This window comes from Leptothrix sp. (in: b-proteobacteria), from assembly GCF_965250675.1.
Lineage (GTDB): Bacteria > Pseudomonadota > Gammaproteobacteria > Burkholderiales > Burkholderiaceae_C > Sphaerotilus.
Map to the genome: position 1 here is coordinate 765974 of NZ_CBDFPH010000008.1, position 18292 is coordinate 784265.

Genomic DNA, 18292 nt, shown 5'->3' on the forward strand with positions numbered 1-18292 from the left:
CACCACTTGAATCACACCCTCATTGCGTCCGTGGCTGCCGATATTCGTCAGGCCGATTTTTCGACCGGCAGGTTGGCTTCGCGCCATGCGGCCATGCCACCGGCGAGCACATGCACGCGCTGGTAGCCCAGGCCGGTCAGCACGCTCACGCCACGCTGGGCACGGTTGCCTGTCGGGCACACCAGAATGATCGGCAAGCTTTTGTTGGTCGGCAGCGCCTTGGCCTCGGCCAGGGTGGCCAGGGGCATGCTGCGGGCGCCCGTGATGTGACCGGCTGCGTATTCAGCAGCCTCGGACACATCGAGCAGCACCGCCTTTTCACGGTTCATCAACTGCACTGCATCCTGTGTCGTGACTGCGTTGGCGCCGCCCGTGCCCGCCAGGGTGGTCCAGAGGAGGGCGATGCCCGATGCGAGCGCCGCAGCGAGCCAGTACCAATTGTCGAGGAGAAACTTCACGCGAGTGGCTGCCGGGGCGCCGGCAGTAAAGGAGGATAAGAGGGTAATTATAGAATTCGCAGTGATTCATCAATTCTCGAATGGTCCTGTCCACTATGTATAAGCTCGTGCTGATCCGCCATGGCGAATCGACCTGGAACCTGGAAAACCGTTTCACCGGCTGGACCGACGTGGAGTTGACGCCCACCGGCGTCGCCCAGGCTCAGCAGGCGGGACGCTTGCTCAAGGAGGCCGGCTACGACTTCGACCTGGCCTACACCTCGGTGCTCAAGCGCGCGGTCTGGACGTTGTGGCACGCGCTCGACAAGCTTGACCGCACCTGGCTGCCCATTGAGCACAGCTGGCGCCTCAACGAGCGCCACTACGGCGCGTTGCAAGGTCTCAACAAGGGCGAGACCGCCAAGCAGTACGGCGACGATCAGGTGCTGGTCTGGCGCCGCAGCTACGACACGCCACCGCCGGCGCTGCAAGCCGACGACGCCCGCAGCGAGCGCGGCGATGTGCGCTACGCCAACCTGCAGCCCGAGCAGATTCCGCTGACCGAGTGCCTCAAGGACACCGTGGCCCGCGTGCTGCCGTTCTGGAACGACTCGATCGCGCCCAGCATCCAGTCTGGCAAGCGCGTGCTGGTGGCTGCGCACGGCAACTCGATCCGCGCGCTGGTGAAGTACCTCGACAACATCGGCGACGACGACATCGTCAGCCTGAACATCCCCAACGGCATTCCGCTGGTGTACGAGCTGGACGCTGACCTCAAGCCGATCAAGAGCTACTACCTGGGCGACGCCGACGCGATTGCCAAGGCCGCCGCCGCCGTGGCCAGCCAGGGCAAGGCCTGATGGTTGCGGCCGGGCATCCGCCCGCGTGCCCGCTCTGCGAGTCCGCGCCGGATGGCGGCACGCTGGCGCTGCACCGCGCCGCCGACTGGCGCGTGGTGCGGGTGCTGGATGCGCCGGCATTCCCCGCCTTCTACCGGCTGATCTGGAATCGGCATGTGGCCGAATTCAGCGCGTTGAGCCCGGCGGAGCGCTCGCAGTGCATGGAAGCGGTTGCCGCCATTGAACGCGTGCTGATTCGTTGCCTCGCGCCCACCAAGGTCAATCTGGTCAGCCTGGGCAATGTGGTGCCGCACCTGCATTGGCATGTGACGGCCCGCTTCGACTGGGACAGCCACTATCCTCAGTCGATCTGGTCTGTGCCGCAGCGTGACGCCGTCACGGGCGAAGCCGCCTTGGCCCGGTTGGCCATGCCGATCGAGACCGTCGACCAGGCCGTCTGCCGGGCGCTCAGTGCACTGGCACCGCAGGCCTGAATGGCGTCACGACTGAACTCCCCCTCTCTTCACACCACCGGCCCCTCGACATGTCCAGCCTGAAACCCGTTCGTGCCGAGCCGACTGCGCTCACGGTGCATCAGCAAAGCCGCGTGTTGGAGGTCAGCTTTTCGGACGGCCAGGTCTTTCGCCTGCCTTTCGAGTTGCTGCGCGTGTGCTCACCATCAGCCGAGGTGCAGGGACACGGTCCCGGCCAGGAAGTGTTGCAGACCGGCAAGCGCGACGTGATGATCGTGGCAGTCGAGCCCGTGGGGCACTACGCAATTCAGCCCACGTTCAGCGACGGGCACAACAGTGGCCTCTTCACGTGGGACTACCTGCACGAACTGGGCGCGAACCAGGAGCGGGTCTGGAGCGACTATCTCGCCCGCCTGGAGGCCGCAGGGCTGGGCCGGGATGTGGTGGCCACGCCGCCCGCTGCATCAGGCGGTCATTGTGGTCATCACCATTGAATCGCCGCGCCGGATGTTTCCGCTTTTGAAAGACAGTGCATGAGTGATACCCATTTCGGTTTCAAGACCGTCGACGAGCGCGAGAAAGCCAGCAAGGTGCGCGGTGTCTTCGACTCCGTTGCCGCCCGCTATGACGTCATGAACGATGTGATGTCCATGGGCATGCACCGCGTCTGGAAGGCCTACACGATTGCAGTTTCCGGCGCCCGTACGGGTCAGCAGGTGCTCGATATCGCCGCAGGTACCGGTGATCTGACGCGCGCTTTCGCACGCAAGGTCGGCCCGAGCGGCTGCGTCATCCACACCGACATCAACGAGGCCATGCTGCGCACCGGCCGTGATCGTCTGGTGGACGAGGGACTGGCCCTGCCCACCGTGATCTGTGATGCCGAGAAATTGCCCTTTCCCGACAACCGGTTCGACATCGTCAGTGTGGCCTTCGGCCTGCGCAACATGACGCATAAGGATCGGGCGCTGGCCGAGATGCGCCGAGTGCTCAAGCCGGGCGGCAAGCTGCTGGTGCTGGAGTTCTCCCGCGTTGCCAAGCCGCTGGAGAAGGCCTACGACTGGTACTCGTTCAACGTGCTGCCCCGCATGGGACAACTGATCACCGGAGACGCCGAGAGCTACCGCTACCTGGCCGAGTCGATCCGCATGCACCCGGCGCAGGCCGAACTGAAAGCCATGATGAAGATTGCCGGCTTCGGACATGTGGATGTTCACAATCTTTCGGCAGGATTGGTGGCCTTGCATGTCGGTCTGAAGTGCTGACAGGGGGGGCATCGGCTGACGGATGTGTTCGTTTGTTGATGGATCGCGCTGGCGTTGCCGGTTGTCAATCGAGCCACCGATCTCTAGCCCACCGTAGAGGCTTCGTCAATAGTTCACGTTAGACGGCTTAACCTCGGGTCGGGGGTGTAGCAGGCATGCGGATGAAGGGTTGATTGGCCGCCCGAAGTGCCGAAAATCCTGTCTGGTGCAACAGGGTGTTGGCTGTGTCGACTCGGCGTACGAGTCCCGCGAATTCACTCGCGCATGGGAGCAAGTAATGTTTAAAGTATTTCAGCGGCATTCGTCGGGGGCACCATTGGCCGAGTTGCTGGCCGATGGCGTGCTGTCCTTCGTGGCGGTTCTCTTCGCGTCGGCTACGGTGTCGCATCCGTCTGCAGAACTCGGCCTCATGGCGCAGGTGATGGTGCCTGGCGTTGTGGGCGCCGCCTTGGTCTTCTCGCTCGTGATGGCCTTGCTCTACTCTTTTGTGGGTCTGTACCGTCACAGCAAGCTGGGGCTTCCAGCCGTGGTGCTGCGCATGGCGCTGGTGTTTCTTGTGGGTGGGTACATCACGTACCTCACGGCCAAATACCTGCGGTCAGCGGACTATCCGTCCGCTTTGGTGGGCTATGCGCTGCTCTATCTGCTGATGGGTTTGGGTCTCTATCGTGGTGTGGCCTGGATGCTGCGCCGCGCAGTCGGTGCGCATCGCGTGCTGATTGTCGGTACAGGCATTGATGCACAACAAGTCTGGCTGGGCATGCGTTCGGCGGATCAGTGGGCCGGCTACGAGGTGGTTGGCTTCTATCCGTCGGGCGAAAACGAGGCTCGACAGGTTTCGCAGGACGATGCCCCTGTTCTGGACGGTACACGGCCATTGCGCGATCTGGTGCGCGAGCACCGAGTCAATGAAATCATCGTGGCTGTCCGCGAACAGCGCGGCGGTGGCGTGCCGATCGATCAACTGCTCGATTGCCGAATCGCTGGTGTTCCGATCATGGACTTGGCGGGGTTCTTCGAGCGAACCAAGGCCGAGGTTCCTGTCGACAGTCTCAAGGCCAGCTGGTTGGTTTATGGCGACGGCTTCGTTCAAGGTCGAGCGCGCGAGTTGACCAAGCGCGCCTTTGACGTCGTGAGTTCCTTCGTGCTGCTGGTGCTGGCCTCGCCGATCATGGTGCTGACGGCGCTGGCCATCAAGCTCGACAGCAAGGGCCCGGTGCTTTACCAGCAAGAGCGAATCGGTTTGGGTGGCGGCAGTTTCATGTGCACCAAATTTCGCAGCATGCGCACCGATGCGGAAAAAGATGGCGTTGCCCGCTGGGCGACCAAGAACGACAGCCGCATCACGCGCATCGGGGCCTTCATCCGCAAGACGCGGATCGATGAGTTGCCCCAACTCTTCAGCGTGCTGCGTGGTGAGATGAGCATGGTGGGGCCACGTCCTGAGCGCCCCTCATTCGTGACACAGTTGCGCGAGAAAATTCCATATTACGATTTACGCCACACCGTCAAACCTGGCTTGACGGGCTGGGCGCAGACTCGGTATTCATACGGTGCATCACTGGAAGATGCGCGTCGTAAACACCAGTTCGACCTGTACTACGTGAAGAACAACTCTCTGCTGTTGGATCTTCAGGTGCTGATCGATACGGTCAGCGTCGTGCTTTTCCGCGAGGGTGCACACTGATTGCCGTTCAGTAGTGCACGCGGCGTGTTCCTTCCTTGCTCCGCGCCGCCATATCTTTGAGCACGCGGTCGCTACCATCATCGAAGACATCGGGTTGAGCACATTGGCGGCATCCCGAGCAGCATTGAGAGGATCAAACATGAACAAGCAGTCCAAAGCCGGCATCAAGTCGGGCCGTATCGCAGCGTTTTTGACGGCTGCAACCGTTGCAGTCAGCACGCTGAGCGGCTGCGCCAGCCTCAACAACTACCCGCCGGCGCCGCGCAGCGCGGAAACGCCGGACCATCGCTACAAGATCGGCCCGTTGGACACGTTGAACATCGTTGTCTGGCGTAATCCAGAACTGTCCGCCACCGTCACCGTGCGTCCTGATGGCCGAATTTCCACGCCGTTGGTTGAAGACGTGCTGGCCGCTGGCAAGAATCCGGCCGATCTTTCTCGCGAAGTGGAGCAACTGCTGGCCCGCGTGATACGTGACCCGGTGGTGACTGTGGTCGTGGGCAGTTTCCAGGGATCTTTCAGCGAACAGATCCGTATTGTTGGTGAAGCAACCCGGCCCCAAAGTGTGCCGTTCCGCCAGAACATGACCATTCTCGATGTGATGATTCAAGCTGGTGGTTTGACGGATTTTGCTGATGGCAATGGTGCCGTGCTGGTTCGAGGTTCGGAGGATGGCAAGCAATACAGCGTGCGCTTGAAGGATCTACTCAAGCGAGGTGATATCTCAGCTAACGTGGATGTCAAGCCCGGCGATATTGTTATCGTGCCTCAAAGTTGGTTTTGATTGATGCTCAATTCCAGCGAGTTGTGACAGATAAAGCCTGCCATCCATGATGGGTGTGGCGGGCTTCCTTCATTGGTGCGGCGGTTTAATCCGCCGCACATCTTTCTTGGGTAGTATCGGGCATGAATGAATTCACCAGACAGGCTGCGACAGTGGCCCGTGGTGTGTGGCGGTATCGATGGCTGGCCATGAGCGTTGCTTGGGGCATTGCTGTCATTGGCGCATGCTTCGTTTGGCTGATGCCAGAGCGGCATGAAGCACGCGCCCGTATTTTCGTCGATACGCAAACGGTCCTCAAGCCCCTCATGACGGGGCTTGCTTTTCAACCGGATATCGACCAGCAAGTGCGCATGTTGGCTCGAACCCTGATTTCGCGTCCCAATGTGGAGGCCTTGGTTGCCAACCCAAATATTGGGCTTGGAAAGGCCACCCAAGCAGGAAATGACGCTCAGGTAGAAGCCTTGATGAAATCCATCAAGATAGAGCAGACCGGCGGTAACAATTTGTACGCGATCAGTTATCGTGACGTGGACGCTGCGCGTGCACGAAGACTGGTCGAAGCGCTGGTCACCCTTTTTGTGGATTCTGGCGCGGACTCCAAGCGTCGCGACTCCAATGAAGCAAGTCGGTTTATTGACGAGCAGATCAAGTCTTATGAGAGCAAGTTGTCTGAGGCCGAAAACAGGCTGAAGGATTTCAAGTTGCGCAATGTAAATATTGCGACGGCAACCAATCAAGATTTTTTCGCAAGAATGTCGGCGTTGACGGATGAAATAAACCGTTTGCGTGTTCAATTAAGTGCAGCTGAGCAGTCGCGTGACACGTTGCGAAGAGAGTTGGCTTCTGAAGAGCCGCAGTTGCCTGTTGAGGCTGCTTCAGCACCATCTTCGATAACGCCTGATCTTGATATTCGGATTGAGGCGCAAAAACGCCAACTTGACGAGTTGATGCGCCGCTACACCGAAGAACATCCTGATGTACGCACGACCCGACGATCCATCGCTCAATTGGAGGCGCAGCGCCGACAGGAACTTGATGCCAAATCCAGAATCATCACCCCAAAAGTGAGATCTGCTGCTACCAATCCGGTATTTCAAAAATTGCGCATCACCTTGGCTGAAGCCGAAGCGAATGTCTCGTCTCTGAGGGCTCAACTGGGCTCGTTGCAGGGACGTATGGAGGAAACTCGCGCCCAAGCCAGCAAGGTTCCACAAGCAGAGGCAGAACTTGCCCAATTGAACCGTGATTACGATGTAGTCAGGAAGAACTACGAGCAACTGGTATCGCGTCGTGAGTCTGCTTCTCTGGGTGTGAAAATCGATCAATCGTCGCCACTGGCGGAGTTTCGCGTGGTGGAGCCTCCAAGAGTCGAACCCACGGCAGTTTTCCCCAGTCGTATTCAAGCCGCGTTGGGCGTCATGGTCATTGCTTTATTGATTGGCTCCGCAGTGGCTTATGGAATGACCCGGGTCCAGCCGACCATCGCCAGCGAGAAAGAATTGCGTGAACTGACCAAGCGCCCTGTGTTGGGTGGAGTCTCTGCAGTTTTTGACGCGGCAGGATTGTTGAATTTGAGAAAAGATCGAATGAAACTGTTCGGATCACTGACCTTGTTTGTTGTGGCTCACATGGGTTGGCTTGCACTGATTTCCTGGCGTGCAGCCAATTAAGCGAAGGCAAATTTCGATGAGTATCATTGAGCAAGCAGTCCGTCGTCTGGAAGAACTCAAGCGCGCTGGCATTGATGTGCCTGTGGTTCCTGTGCCAGCGAGTCCTGTACTTGGAGCCAACGTAGCAAGGAAGCCGCCGATCAAAGCAAATGCCGGACTGGGTTCGGCTCGATTGGAAACCGTAACGGAAGTTCCTACATCGCTGGCGCGGCGCTCACGTGAAGTCGAGATCGATCTTTCCCGACTGGAGCGAAACGGTTATTTGGTGCCTTCTGTCCCACGCTCGCAATTGGCAGCTCAGATGCGTGTCATCAAGCAACCGTTGTTGGCCAACGCACGCGGTGAATCGGCACAAACCTTGATTCGACCTAATTTGATTCAAGTGGTCAGTGCGATGCCGGGTGAAGGTAAAACATTCACGGCCATCAATCTTGCGATGAGTATTGCATTGGAGGTTGATCACTCGGTCTTGCTGGTGGATGCCGACGTTTTACGTCCATCGGTCCTGCAGCGACTGGGGGTTGAGTCGGCTCCGGGTCTGATGGATGTTTTGAGTTCGGATTCACTCGACTTGGCTGATGTGATGTTGCGGACCAACGTGCCAAAACTCAGTTTGCTACCTGCCGGTGCTGCAAGTGCCAAGTCAACAGAGTTTCTTGCCAGCGCTGCGATGGAAAGTCTGTTGGATGAATTGGCTGCTAAATACGCAGATCGGATTGTTGTGTTTGATGCGCCGCCCTTGATACCTACGACTGAGTCGCGTGTCTTGGCATCGCGAGTGGGTCAGGTCGTCATGGTGGTAGAGGCCGATCGAACGACGCATGCCCAAATTGCACAAGCCTACGCTGCGGTGGAGCAATGCCCTGTAGTCCTGTCGATACTGAATCGCTGTCACAATAAAACATCCGGTGAAACCTATGGATATTACTCCGCATGAACATCGGGTCAAATTCTCAGTGATATCTTCAATGTGCCGTTGCGGTGCAGGACTTCTGCTTGGTGCAGTCTGTTCTACGGTCGTTGCACAAAATTTGCGTGTTACGCCTTTGGTTGGCGTCAATGTGGTCGCGACGGACAATGCAACGCTGGATGCGACCTCGCGTGCTGATGTCATCGTGACGACCACACCGAAGCTGGACTTTCAAGGATCTGACGCGTCCTATCGGTTTGCTGGTTCCCTGGGTCTTGAAGCTACGAATTATCTGGGCCGCACGGGCTCTGATAAATTGCTGCCTCGAGTCAATGTTGATGGCACGGCAAGTATCGTTGATAGGTTGCTTTTTCTGGATGCTGGTGTCAAGGCTGATGTCGCGTTGCAGAATCCATTCGGAATTTCAGGCGCAGGCAACTCGGCGCTCAACAGCACGATCAATACAAGTGAACGAATCAGCCCTTATATTGATCGAGAGCTTGGCCCCAATGCGCGATTGACTCTTCGCACGGATCACAACTGGATTCAGTTTTACAGTGACTCAGGGGCTCAATCTGGCTCAAATGTCTACCTCGAATCACAAAATGCGCGATATGAATTGCGTCCGCAACCGATGGGGTTGCGCGCCGAGTTTGTGAGGCAGGCCACGGATTACGGCAATCAAAGCGCACAGAATGTGGACATGCATACTCTGCGTGTTGCGCCTTCTTATGCGCCGTCACCTCAGTTCAGCGTTTCTGTTGTTGGTGGAGTTGATCGTGCGAGATATGCGACCAATGATGTATCGCGCACGCTGGTGGGCGCAGGCTTGCGTTGGGTTCCCAATGAGCGCACGACCCTTGAAGGGGCCATTGAACGAAGGTTTTTCGGTCAAGGCGGAAACCTTGATTTGACGCACCGATCCCCATTCATGGCCTTCAATGCGTCGGTGTCGCGCTACGCAACCACTTATGCTTCTCAGTTGTTGAATGTTCCGGCGGGCGCCAACGTGGCGCAATTGCTGGATGCCATGCTCGTGACGCGCATTCCTAATGCAGTTGATCGCGCTGCTGCTGTGCAGCAATTCATCAGCCAACGCAATCTTCCCAGCAGCTTGGCCAACAATGTCGATATCTATTCCGGTAGTGCTCAGTTGGTGCAAAGCGCCAGCTTGAGCGTGGCTTTGCTGGGAACTCGACACGCGCTGACATTACGTGTTTTTGATCAGAAAACCGAAGATCTGCTGGGTCCGAATGATCCGACGCCGTTATTTTCGGGTAACGCGCGGCAGCGGGGCCAGGGGCTCACCTTCAGCCGTCGCCTGACGCCGGATATGACGGCGGACGCTTCAGTCACGCATGCGAAAGTTACGGGCTTCGGTGCGACCAATGCGGGCCTTCGCACCAGCAATACTGCGTTGCAGTTGGGGCTGAGCCATCAGGTGTCCTTGCGAACGACCGCGACAGTTGCGGTGCGACACCAATCCATAGATTCAACGACAGTGCCGTCAGCGCGTGAAAATGCGCTCACGGCCGGTGTGCTGCACCGTTTCTGAGTACGGCAGATGTACGAGTCCTACTTTGGTTTCACCAGTCAGCCGTTCCAGCTCAATCCGGATCCGGCTTTTTTCTTCAACAGCCGGGGCCATGGTCGTGCGCTGTCTTATCTTGAGTATGGTGTAGCGCAGGGCGAGGGTTTCATCGTCATTACTGGCGAGATTGGTGCAGGCAAGACGACGCTGGTGCGCACTCTGCTGGATGGGCTGGATCGCCAGAAGGTGCTGCCTGCCCAGGTGGTCAGTACGCAGTTGCAGGCGGGCGAGTTGCTGCAGTCCATCATCACGGGGTTCGGTATTCCCGCGCAGGGCAGCTCGAAGGCGCATTTGATTGCGACGCTGGAGGCGTTTCTGACGGCGCTGGCCGCACAGGGTCGTCATGCGTTGTTGATCGTGGACGAGGCGCAGAACCTGGAGCCGATGGTGATCGAAGAGCTTCGCATGCTCTCGAATTTCCAACTCGGTAACAAGGCGCTGCTGCAGAGTTTTCTGGTGGGGCAGCCGCAATTGCGGCGCATCCTCGAATCGCCCGACATGGAGCAGTTGCGCCAGCGGGTGACGGCCTCTTATCACCTTGGGCCGCTGTCCAATGACGAGACGCGTGGCTATATCGAGCACCGTCTGCGCCATGTGGGCTGGGATGGCAGCCGTCCGCGCTTTGAAGAGCGAGCTTTCGATCATTTGTACCGCTGGACCGGTGGCGTACCGCGTCGGCTCAACCGCCTGTGCAATCGGGTGTTGCTGGCAGCGTTCCTGGACGGTCGTGACGAGATCACCGCCGAACTGGTCGAGCGGGCTGCGCAGGAGTTGCTCTCCGAGATCGGCGAGGGTGATTTCGAGCCGCTGCCCTTGCCGGTGCGTGCGGTCGTCGAGGTTTTGCCGGTGCCTGAGGCTGAGGTGCACGTCGCTTCTGCAGAGGCTGTCGTGTCCGTGACAACGCCCGTTCAGGTGCTTGCTCCGGCCGAGGTTGACGCTGAGCCGGCTGCGCCGGTGTTGCTTGAGACCTTGTCTGAAACGGCACCCTTGGTCGAGCAACTCCTTGAGCCTGCAGTGACTTCCACCGAGCTCATCAGCACTGCGCCCGATGAGATGCCCGAAGCGGATGACGCCACGCTGGCTGGCGATGCATCCGACGCCGAGTTCGATGACGGTCCCTTGATCGACGAAGTGGTGGACAGCCTGTCGCGGGCCACGGCCGCTGTGCAGTTGACCCACCAGGAGGTCGAGCGGGTCGAGACGCTTTTCATGACCAAGCGCCGGCGCGAAGTGATTCTTTGCGTGGCGGAGACCGAAAGCGACGCGCTCAAGTTCGCGGTGTTGGCCAAGGCCATGGCGGAGGAGCCCGAAGCGCCGCGTCTGGTGTTGGTCAACCCCGGCGTGAAGGCGGATGTCTGGCCGTGGCCGCGCATGGACCGGCTGCTGCCATCGATCGAGGTCGGTCTGCATCTGGGCATCGCGCCCGGCTCGTTCGAGCAAGCGGCGCCAGCCGTCTTTGAGCGTTTCGGCCATGTGGTGGACGAATTCCAGCCCGTCGCCGTGATGACGATGGGCTGCGGCGAAGCGGTCCTGGCCAGCGCACTGCTCGCCCGCAAGCGCGGTATTTCGCTCGTTCGTGGTGATGCCGGCGTGCGGCGTGCTGATGCGGGTCATGAATTGGACGCCAATGCCGCCTTGATCGAACAGCTTTCCGATCAGCTGCTGGTCACATCGTCGCCAGCGGCCTTGTCGGTCGTGCGCCGACTGGGTGTGGCGGGTGAGCGCATTCACAGCTTCGAGGGCGATTTGCGCGTCGATGCGCTGTGGGCCGTCTGGCGCGAGGTCAGCACGGCCTACGGGGCGTTCCTGCGACATGCGATGCCGATCTACCTCGGTCCGACCTGGTCGGAACACGCGGGGGCCGGCACACCTTACGGCCTGATCACGCTGTCGCTGGGTGCCCAATCGCCTGCCGAGGCGGCGCGCACGGTGGCCGACCTGCTGGCGTGTGCATCAGGTCTGGCGAGCGCGGCCCAAGCCAAGGGCACGGTGGTGCCCAAGCTGCTGTGGCTGGTGGACAGCCGGACTCAGGATCTGTTGTCCACGCTGCTGCCGACCCATGAAGAATTTGCGCACCAGATCTGCATGGTGCTGGGCGAAGGGCCGCGCAGTCCGGCCTTGCGCGCCAAGATGGACCAGTCGCTGATGTTGTGCCGCGAGGTCGAGTCCTTGCCCGATCAGCTCAGCATCCTGCAAGGCGCCAGCTGGATGCTGGTCGAGCCGGGCCAGATCCTGGCCGATGCGGCGGAGTTGCTTGAGGTGCCGACGTTGATTCGGCGTGGCGATCAGGTGGCAGTGTTGTCGACGGCATCGCAGCCGACCGGCGCGGCTTACCCCCTGGGCGAGCCGTGCGCAGAGTTGCAGGCCTGGATGGAGCGCGCCATGGAGCAGGCCCGCCGCGAACAACCGCCCGAGGCGGGGCGCGTTGCCGCTGCCATGCAGGCACGCCTGCGGCAGATGCTGGCGCGGTCACCGGCGCTGTCTGACAAGCCGGCGCCGGTGTCGCAGCCGGCGGCCGATGAACTGGTTGCCCAGTAGGCCGTGACGCTGTTGCTCAGGCCAGCAAGGCCTGGGCAAACTCCCGTGCGTCGAAGGTCTGCAGGTCTTCCATCTTCTCGCCGACGCCGATGAAGTAGACCGGCACATTGCCCAGGCCGCGCTCGCGGCGCTCGCGCACCCACAGCGCGATGGCGGCCAGCACGCCGCCCTTGGCGGTGCCGTCGAGCTTGGTCACGATCAGTCCGGTCAGGCCCATGGCCTCGTCAAAGGCCTTGACCTGGGCCAGCGCGTTCTGGCCGGTGTTGCCGTCGACCACCAGCAGGACTTCATGCGGCGCGCCCGGCATGGCGCGGCCCAGCGTGCGGTGGATCTTGCGCAGCTCTTCCATCAGATGCAACTGCGTCGCCAGTCGCCCGGCGGTGTCGGCGATCACCACGTCGCAGCCGCGCGCACGGCCTGCGCTGACAGCGTCAAAACACACGGCGGCCGGGTCGCCGCCTTCCTGGCTGACGATCTGGACCTGGTTGCGGTCTGCCCAGACGGTCAGCTGCTCACGTGCGGCAGCGCGGAAGGTGTCTGCTGCGGCCAGTAGCACCTTGCAGTCCTGCTCGGCCAGATGGCGCGTGAGCTTGCCGATGCTGGTGGTCTTGCCCGCGCCGTTGACGCCCGCGACCATGATCACGGTGGGCTGATGCTCGCCCACGGTCAGGCTGCCTTGCAGCGGTTGCAACAGCTCCGTCAACACCTCGATCAGCAGCGCCTTGACGGCTTGTGGCTCGGTGCAGCGATCGGCCTTGACGCGCTGGCGCAGTTCCTTGAGCAGGTATTGCGTGGCGCCGACGCCGGCATCGGCCATGAGCAGCGCGGCTTCCAGCTCCTCGTAGAGCGCATCGTCGATCTGCGTGCCGGTAAAGACCTGCGCAATGCTGGAGCCGGTGCGCTGCAGTCCGCTCTTGAGGCGCGCCAGCCAGGATTGGCGGGCAGCAGGGGCGGGCGTGGTCTCTGCGGCCTGAGGGGTTGTGGCGGGTGCGTCGGGAGCGGGCTTGCGGCGAAAGAAACTGAACATGCAGAGGTGCGGAATCGGTGTGGTGCAGCGTGCCTGCCGGCACGCATCAAGGCCGGCCAGGCGCCGGAAGTTGTCAAGATTGTAGGCAGGCGAGTCTGTCTGGCCGATGTTGGCCGTCGGGTGGCTGATGGCATGCGCCAGCCGCCTAAAATCGGACCGTGAAAAAAGACCGTGAGCCTGCCAAAACGACTGCACCGCGTGCGCCCCGAACGTCGGGCCCGGGAGAAGTGCGCCTGATCGGTGGCCGCTGGAAGCGCAGCAAACTGCCGGTGGCCGACCGCCCAGGGTTGCGTCCGACGCCGGACCGGGTCCGCGAAACGCTGTTCAACTGGCTCGGCCAGGACCTGCAGGGCTGGCACGTGCTGGACGCTTTCGCCGGCAGCGGTGCGCTGGGTTTCGAGGCGGCGTCACGCGATGCCAGCCGCGTCTGCCTGATCGAGCAGGACGCCGGCCTGATCGCCCATCTGCGCCAGGTGCGCGAGCGGCTGCAGGCCGAGGCGGTCGAGGTCGTGCGCGCCGATGCGCTGGACTGGATGCGGCGGGCCGTGCCCGCTTCGTTCGATCTGGTGCTGCTCGACCCGCCGTTTGCCGGCGACCTGTTCCTCACCGCGCTGCGTCTTGCGCGTGGGCTGCTGCGGCCCGGCGGCTTCATCTACCTGGAGGCAGACCGGGTCTTCGAGGCACCGGCTATGGCCGCTGAAGGCCTGAATCTGTGGCGGCAAGGCCGGGCGGGTATGGTCTGCTACCACCTGCTGACCAGCGAATACACTGAAACCGTATTCATTTCCACCCCAGATGCTTCAGGGAGCGCGTCTTGACCCCGATGATTCAGGAACTCACGGCCGTCTATCCCGGCACTTTCGATCCCATGACGCTCGGGCATCAGGATCTGATGCGCCGCGCCAGCCGGTTGTTCAGCCGCCTGATCGTGGCCGTTGCTGCCGGCCACCACAAGCGCACCATGTTCAGCGTCGAAGAGCGCCTGGAGATCGCCAAGGAACTGGCCGCCAGCCACCCTAACGTCGAGGTGGTCGCCTTCAGCGGCCTGCTGCGCGATTTCGTGGTTGGCCACGGCGGCAAGGTGGTCGTGCGCGGACTGCGCGCGGTCAGTGACTTCGAATACGAATTTCAAATGGCAGGCATGAACCGCCAGCTGATGCCCGAGGTCGAGACGCTGTTCCTTACCCCGAGCGACCAGTACCAGTTCATCAGCGGCACCTTCGTGCGCGAGATCGCCACGCTCGGTGGCGATGTGTCCAAGTTCGTGTCGCCTTTGGTGCTCAACCGCCTCAAGCGGCGCGTCAAACCGACCTGAACGGCAGAAAGTCCCCCATGGCACTGATGATCACCGATGAATGCATCAACTGCGATGTGTGCGAGCCCGAATGCCCCAACCAGGCTATCTCGATGGGCCCGGACTACTACCTCATCGACCCGGCGCGCTGCACCGAATGCGTCGGCCACTTCGGTGAGCCGCAGTGCGTGCAGGTCTGCCCGGTCGAATGCATCCCCGTGAGCCCCGCGCACCGCGAGACGCCCGAGCAGTTGCTGCTCAAGTACCAGCGTCTGACGGCGCAGGCGGCTCCGGCGGCTTAGGCAGCACCGCCGGCTTCGGCGGCTTGGGCCGCTGCGGCTGGGCGTGGATCAGCGTCACGGCGCGTGCCATGTCACCGGCCAGCAGCGTGTCCACTGCCTCCAGTGAGCGGCTCAGACAGTCTTCGATCGCATCGCGCTCGGCCGCTGGCGGCTTGCGCAACACGTAATTGGCCACTTCAGCGCGCACGCCCGGATGGCCGATGCCCAGCCTCAGGCGCCAGAAATCGGTGCCGCCCAGCTGAGCCTGGATGTCCTTGATGCCGTTGTGCCCGGCGGCGCTGCCGCCCTGCTTGAGCTTCATCTGGCCGGGCAGCAGGTCGAGCTCATCGTGCACGACCAGGATCTGCGACGGCTCGATCTTGAAGAAGCGCGCCAGCGCCGCTACCGACTTGCCGGAGAGATTCATGTAGGTCATGGGCTGCAGCAGCCAGACCGACTCGCCGCTGCGCTGCGTGCGTGCCACCAGACCGTGGTAGCTGCGCTCGGGCTGCAGCGTGCAGTTGAGGCGGCGCGCCAGCGCATCCACCCACCAGAAGCCGACGTTGTGCCGGGTGGCTTCGTATTCCGGGCCGGGATTTCCCAGGCCGACAAACAGACGGATCATCGTTTCAGCTCTTCATTGCGGCGCTGACAAATGAAAAACCCCGCCAGAGGGCGGGGTTCGGTGAAGCAAAGGGCGCTGGAGGCCGATTACTTCTTCTTCTTGCCCTTGACCGGTGCAGCAACAACCGCTGCCACGATGATCTCTTCCTCGACGAACGGCACCACGGTGGCGATCACCGGGTTCTTGCGGCCGTGGGTCAGGACCTTGACGCCAGCGTCGAGCTTCAGGTCGTTGACGTGCAGCGACTGACCCGTCAGCAGGCCACCCAGATCCACCGTCAGGAACTCGGGCAGCTGCTGTGCCAGGCACTCGATCTCGAGTTCGCTGACCACGTGGTTGATCGTGCCCTTGTCGATCTTGACGGCCTGCGATTCGGCTTCGTTGATGAAGTGCAGGGGCACCTTCTTGCGCAGGCGGGTGGTGGCGTCGACGCGCTGGAAGTCCACATGCAGCACTTGCAGCTTGAAAGCGTGCATTTGCAGGGCGCGCAGAACCACCTTCTCGCTCTGGCCGTCCAGGTCCATTTCCAGCACGGACGAATGGAAGACTTCCTTCTTCAGTGCGTGGTAGATCGAGTTGTGATCGATCTCGATCTGGACGGGCTTGCCAGCACCGCCGTAGACGATACCGGGCACCTTGCCCGCATGACGCAGGCGGCGGCTCGCTCCGGTCCCCTGCAGCTCACGCGCGTTTGCAGCAAATTTCATGTCATTCTCCAAATAGGAAGGCACCCGCGACCAGGCACCTGAAAGTGCTGGACCGACCATCGGTCCAGCCTGTCACGGATCAGAAGTTGTTGTTCTGTTCCGAGAAAAGCGAGGTCACTGATTCGCCGTCCGAGATGCGGCGAATGGTTTCTGCGAACAGGAAGGCGACCGAGAGCTGGCGGATCTTCGGGCTCTCGCGCAATTCGCCGCGCAGCGGAATGGTGTTGGTGATGACGACTTCGTCGAGCGCCGAGTTCTTGATGCGCTCCAGCGCCGGGCCCGAGAACACGGCGTGCGTGCAGTAGGCGTAGACGCTCTTGGCGCCGCGCTCCTTGAGCACCTCGGCGGCTTTGACCAGCGTGCCGGCGGTGTCGATCATGTCGTCCATGATCACGCAGTTGCGGCCGTCGATCTCGCCGATGATGTGCATCACCTCGGACACGTTGGCTTTCGGACGACGCTTGTCGATGATGGCCAGGTCGCAGCCCAATTGCTTGGCCAGCGCACGGGCGCGGACCACGCCACCGACGTCAGGCGACACCACCACCAGGTCGGTGTAGCGCTTGCCCTGCAGGTCGGACAACAGCACCGGCGACGCGTAGATGTTGTCGACCGGGATGTCGAAGAAGCCCTGGATCTGGTCGGCGTGCAAGTCCATGGTCAGCACGCGGTTGACGCCAGCGGCTTCGAGCATGTTGGCCACCACCTTGGCGCTGATCGGCACCCGCGTCGAACGCGGGCGGCGGTCCTGCCGGGCGTAGCCGTAGTAGGGGATGACGGCGGTGATGCGACGGGCCGAGGCGCGCTTGAGCGCGTCCACCATCAGCAACAGTTCCATCAGGTGCTCGTTGGTCGGTGCGCACGTCGGCTGCACCACGAACACGTCACGAGCGCGGACGTTCTGCTGGATCTCGACGGTGACTTCTCCGTCTGAGAAGCGGCCTACGCTGGCGTGACCGAGTTCAATGCCCAGATCGGCAGCGATTTCTTGTGCAAGCGCCGGGTTGGCGTTGCAAGTGAAGAGGACGGTGTCAGCCAACATGTTCGGTGCCTTCTTGAGCGCACTGAATGCATGAACTGAATTCAGCGCATCAACAAAAAACAAGCGCCTCGCCGGAAGCCGGCGGGCGCATGTGTGTGGTTTGGCAGGGGAGGAAGGACTCGAACCCTCGCATGTCGGAATCAAAATCCGATGCCTTGACCAACTTGGCGACTCCCCTACACCGGTTGACTCTGTCGAGACAACCTGCAACTTGTGCTCTGTCTTGTCTGATGCGCTGTCAAAAGTTGATCAGCGGATGTTCAGGCAAAGCCAGACATTTTCGTATCACCCAGGTTTGCGGCAATGTCGCCAAGACTTGCTGCATTTCATCAGGTGATTTTTTTGCATCGGCAACTTCTTCGAATCTTGAGAACACTGCGCTTCCTGATCCGGTCATGCGGGCCGGTCCCACATGCTGTGCCAAAAAATTCAGTGCTTGCCCGACTTCAGTGCTCTGCGCTGTTGCGCAAGGTTCCAAGTCGTTCTTCCCAAAAAACTTCCCGAAGGAATTAGTCTCTGCAAGAAAGTCCGCTAGTGTAGCCAGCGGAGTTGATCTTGACAAGAGGGGGCTCGAAAATATCTGCGCAGTCGGCAGACTGACATCGGGTTTGAGTACCACGAAGGCCGCTGGCGGCAGGTCCAGCGGCTGCAGTTGCTCGCCAATGCCGGACACCCAGGCGTTGCGGCCACCGACGAAGAAGGGCACATCGGCCCCCAGCGTCAGCGCAATGTCCAGCAGCTTTTGCCGGGGCCAGTTCAGCGCCCAGAGCCGGTTCAAGCCCAGCAAGGTGGTCGCGGCGTCCGAGCTACCGCCGCCCAGCCCCGCGCCCCAGGGCACCTGCTTGTCGATACTGATGTGCACGCCCAGCGACGTGCCGCTGGCCGCCTGCAGCGCGCGTGCGGCGCGCAGGCACAGGTCATCGGCGGGCAGTGCCGGGCCGAGGTCGGTGCGTGAGAGCTGGCCGTCGCGGCGCACTTCCAGATGCAGGGTGTCGCACCAGTCGATCATCTGAAACACCGACTCCAGCAGGTGATAGCCATCGGCCCGGCGTCCCACCACATGCAGGAACAGGTTGAGCTTGGCCGGAGCGGGCAGGTCGTAGAGAGCGGTCAGGGACATGT

General features: G+C 61.2%; 19 protein-coding genes and 1 tRNA gene. 13 read left to right on the top strand and 7 right to left on the bottom strand.

Annotated elements, in window-relative coordinates; translation table 11 throughout:
• Positions 1-47 precede the first annotated feature (47 nt).
• Entirely contained in the window at positions 48-458 is a 411-nt protein-coding gene (locus tag AC5IG3_RS12940) for a rhodanese-like domain-containing protein (RefSeq protein WP_491906694.1), read from the bottom strand.
• A gap of 95 nt (positions 459-553) precedes the next feature.
• Between AC5IG3_RS12940 and gpmA the strand changes: the two genes are divergently transcribed.
• The 10 genes from gpmA (at position 554) to AC5IG3_RS12990 (ending at position 12194) form a co-directional block, all read left to right on the top strand.
• Positions 554-1297 carry a 2,3-diphosphoglycerate-dependent phosphoglycerate mutase gene (gpmA, locus tag AC5IG3_RS12945; protein ID WP_491906791.1) on the top strand — a complete coding sequence of 248 codons (744 nt, stop codon included), beginning with the start codon at positions 554-556 and terminating at the stop codon, positions 1295-1297.
• Entirely contained in the window at positions 1297-1770 is a 474-nt protein-coding gene (locus AC5IG3_RS12950) for an HIT family protein (protein WP_491906695.1), read from the top strand. The genes gpmA and AC5IG3_RS12950 overlap by 1 nt, the downstream gene beginning before the upstream one ends.
• 50 nt (positions 1771-1820) lie before the next feature.
• Positions 1821-2243, top strand: a complete 423-nt coding sequence (locus tag AC5IG3_RS12955; RefSeq protein WP_491906696.1) for a gamma-butyrobetaine hydroxylase family protein — start codon at positions 1821-1823, stop codon at positions 2241-2243.
• 39 nt (positions 2244-2282) lie between these two features.
• Positions 2283-3014: a bifunctional demethylmenaquinone methyltransferase/2-methoxy-6-polyprenyl-1,4-benzoquinol methylase UbiE gene (gene ubiE / locus AC5IG3_RS12960; RefSeq protein WP_491906697.1), complete on the top strand. Its 732-nt coding sequence runs from the start codon at positions 2283-2285 to the stop codon at positions 3012-3014.
• Between the two features lie 277 nt (positions 3015-3291).
• A complete protein-coding gene (locus AC5IG3_RS12965; RefSeq protein WP_491906698.1) occupies positions 3292-4701 on the top strand; it encodes a TIGR03013 family XrtA/PEP-CTERM system glycosyltransferase in 1410 nt (469 codons plus the stop codon).
• 139 nt (positions 4702-4840) lie between these two features.
• A complete protein-coding gene (locus AC5IG3_RS12970) occupies positions 4841-5485 on the top strand; it encodes an XrtA/PEP-CTERM system exopolysaccharide export protein (protein ID WP_491906699.1) in 645 nt (214 codons plus the stop codon).
• Between the two features lie 122 nt (positions 5486-5607).
• On the top strand, positions 5608-7155 hold the full coding sequence (locus AC5IG3_RS12975; RefSeq protein ID WP_491906700.1) for an XrtA system polysaccharide chain length determinant: 1548 nt from the start codon (positions 5608-5610) through the stop codon (positions 7153-7155).
• A 16-nt stretch (positions 7156-7171) separates the two neighbouring features.
• Positions 7172-8092, top strand: a complete 921-nt coding sequence (locus AC5IG3_RS12980) for an XrtA-associated tyrosine autokinase (RefSeq protein ID WP_491906701.1) — start codon at positions 7172-7174, stop codon at positions 8090-8092.
• Positions 8073-9620 carry a TIGR03016 family PEP-CTERM system-associated outer membrane protein gene (locus tag AC5IG3_RS12985; RefSeq protein WP_491906702.1) on the top strand — a complete coding sequence of 516 codons (1548 nt, stop codon included), beginning with the start codon at positions 8073-8075 and terminating at the stop codon, positions 9618-9620. The genes AC5IG3_RS12980 and AC5IG3_RS12985 overlap by 20 nt, the downstream gene beginning before the upstream one ends.
• Before the next feature lie 9 nt (positions 9621-9629).
• Positions 9630-12194 (top strand): XrtA/PEP-CTERM system-associated ATPase, encoded by a 2565-nt coding sequence (locus tag AC5IG3_RS12990; RefSeq protein WP_491906703.1) that lies wholly within the window; start codon positions 9630-9632, stop codon positions 12192-12194.
• A gap of 16 nt (positions 12195-12210) precedes the next feature.
• Here the strand turns inward: AC5IG3_RS12990 and ftsY are convergent, their stop codons facing one another.
• Positions 12211-13221 (bottom strand): signal recognition particle-docking protein FtsY, encoded by a 1011-nt coding sequence (gene ftsY, locus AC5IG3_RS12995; RefSeq protein ID WP_491906704.1) that lies wholly within the window; start codon positions 13219-13221, stop codon positions 12211-12213.
• Between the two features lie 158 nt (positions 13222-13379).
• Here ftsY and rsmD point away from each other — a divergent pair, with 158 nt between their 5' ends.
• From rsmD to AC5IG3_RS13010, 3 genes are read left to right on the top strand one after another with little or no spacing between them, the layout of a single operon-like run.
• Positions 13380-14039 (top strand): 16S rRNA (guanine(966)-N(2))-methyltransferase RsmD, encoded by a 660-nt coding sequence (gene rsmD, locus AC5IG3_RS13000; protein ID WP_491906705.1) that lies wholly within the window; start codon positions 13380-13382, stop codon positions 14037-14039.
• Between the two features lie 5 nt (positions 14040-14044).
• On the top strand, positions 14045-14536 hold the full coding sequence (coaD, locus tag AC5IG3_RS13005) for a pantetheine-phosphate adenylyltransferase (RefSeq protein ID WP_491906792.1): 492 nt from the start codon (positions 14045-14047) through the stop codon (positions 14534-14536).
• A complete protein-coding gene (locus AC5IG3_RS13010) occupies positions 14533-14817 on the top strand; it encodes a YfhL family 4Fe-4S dicluster ferredoxin (RefSeq protein ID WP_491906793.1) in 285 nt (94 codons plus the stop codon). The genes coaD and AC5IG3_RS13010 overlap by 4 nt, the downstream gene beginning before the upstream one ends.
• Here the strand turns inward: AC5IG3_RS13010 and pth are convergent.
• The 5 genes from pth to ispE all read right to left on the bottom strand — a co-directional run bounded on the left by pth (position 14774) and on the right by ispE (position 18284).
• On the bottom strand, positions 14774-15421 hold the full coding sequence (pth, locus tag AC5IG3_RS13015; RefSeq protein ID WP_491906706.1) for an aminoacyl-tRNA hydrolase: 648 nt from the start codon (positions 15419-15421) through the stop codon (positions 14774-14776). The genes AC5IG3_RS13010 and pth overlap by 44 nt on opposite strands.
• Positions 15422-15507: 86 nt before the next feature.
• Entirely contained in the window at positions 15508-16128 is a 621-nt protein-coding gene (locus AC5IG3_RS13020; protein WP_491906707.1) for a 50S ribosomal protein L25/general stress protein Ctc, read from the bottom strand.
• 79 nt (positions 16129-16207) lie between these two features.
• A complete protein-coding gene (locus AC5IG3_RS13025) occupies positions 16208-17170 on the bottom strand; it encodes a ribose-phosphate pyrophosphokinase (RefSeq protein WP_491906708.1) in 963 nt (320 codons plus the stop codon).
• A 101-nt stretch (positions 17171-17271) separates the two neighbouring features.
• A tRNA-Gln gene (locus AC5IG3_RS13030) sits at positions 17272-17348 on the bottom strand.
• 60 nt (positions 17349-17408) lie between these two features.
• On the bottom strand, positions 17409-18284 hold the full coding sequence (ispE, locus tag AC5IG3_RS13035; RefSeq protein ID WP_491906794.1) for a 4-(cytidine 5'-diphospho)-2-C-methyl-D-erythritol kinase: 876 nt from the start codon (positions 18282-18284) through the stop codon (positions 17409-17411).
• Positions 18285-18292 lie beyond the last annotated feature (8 nt).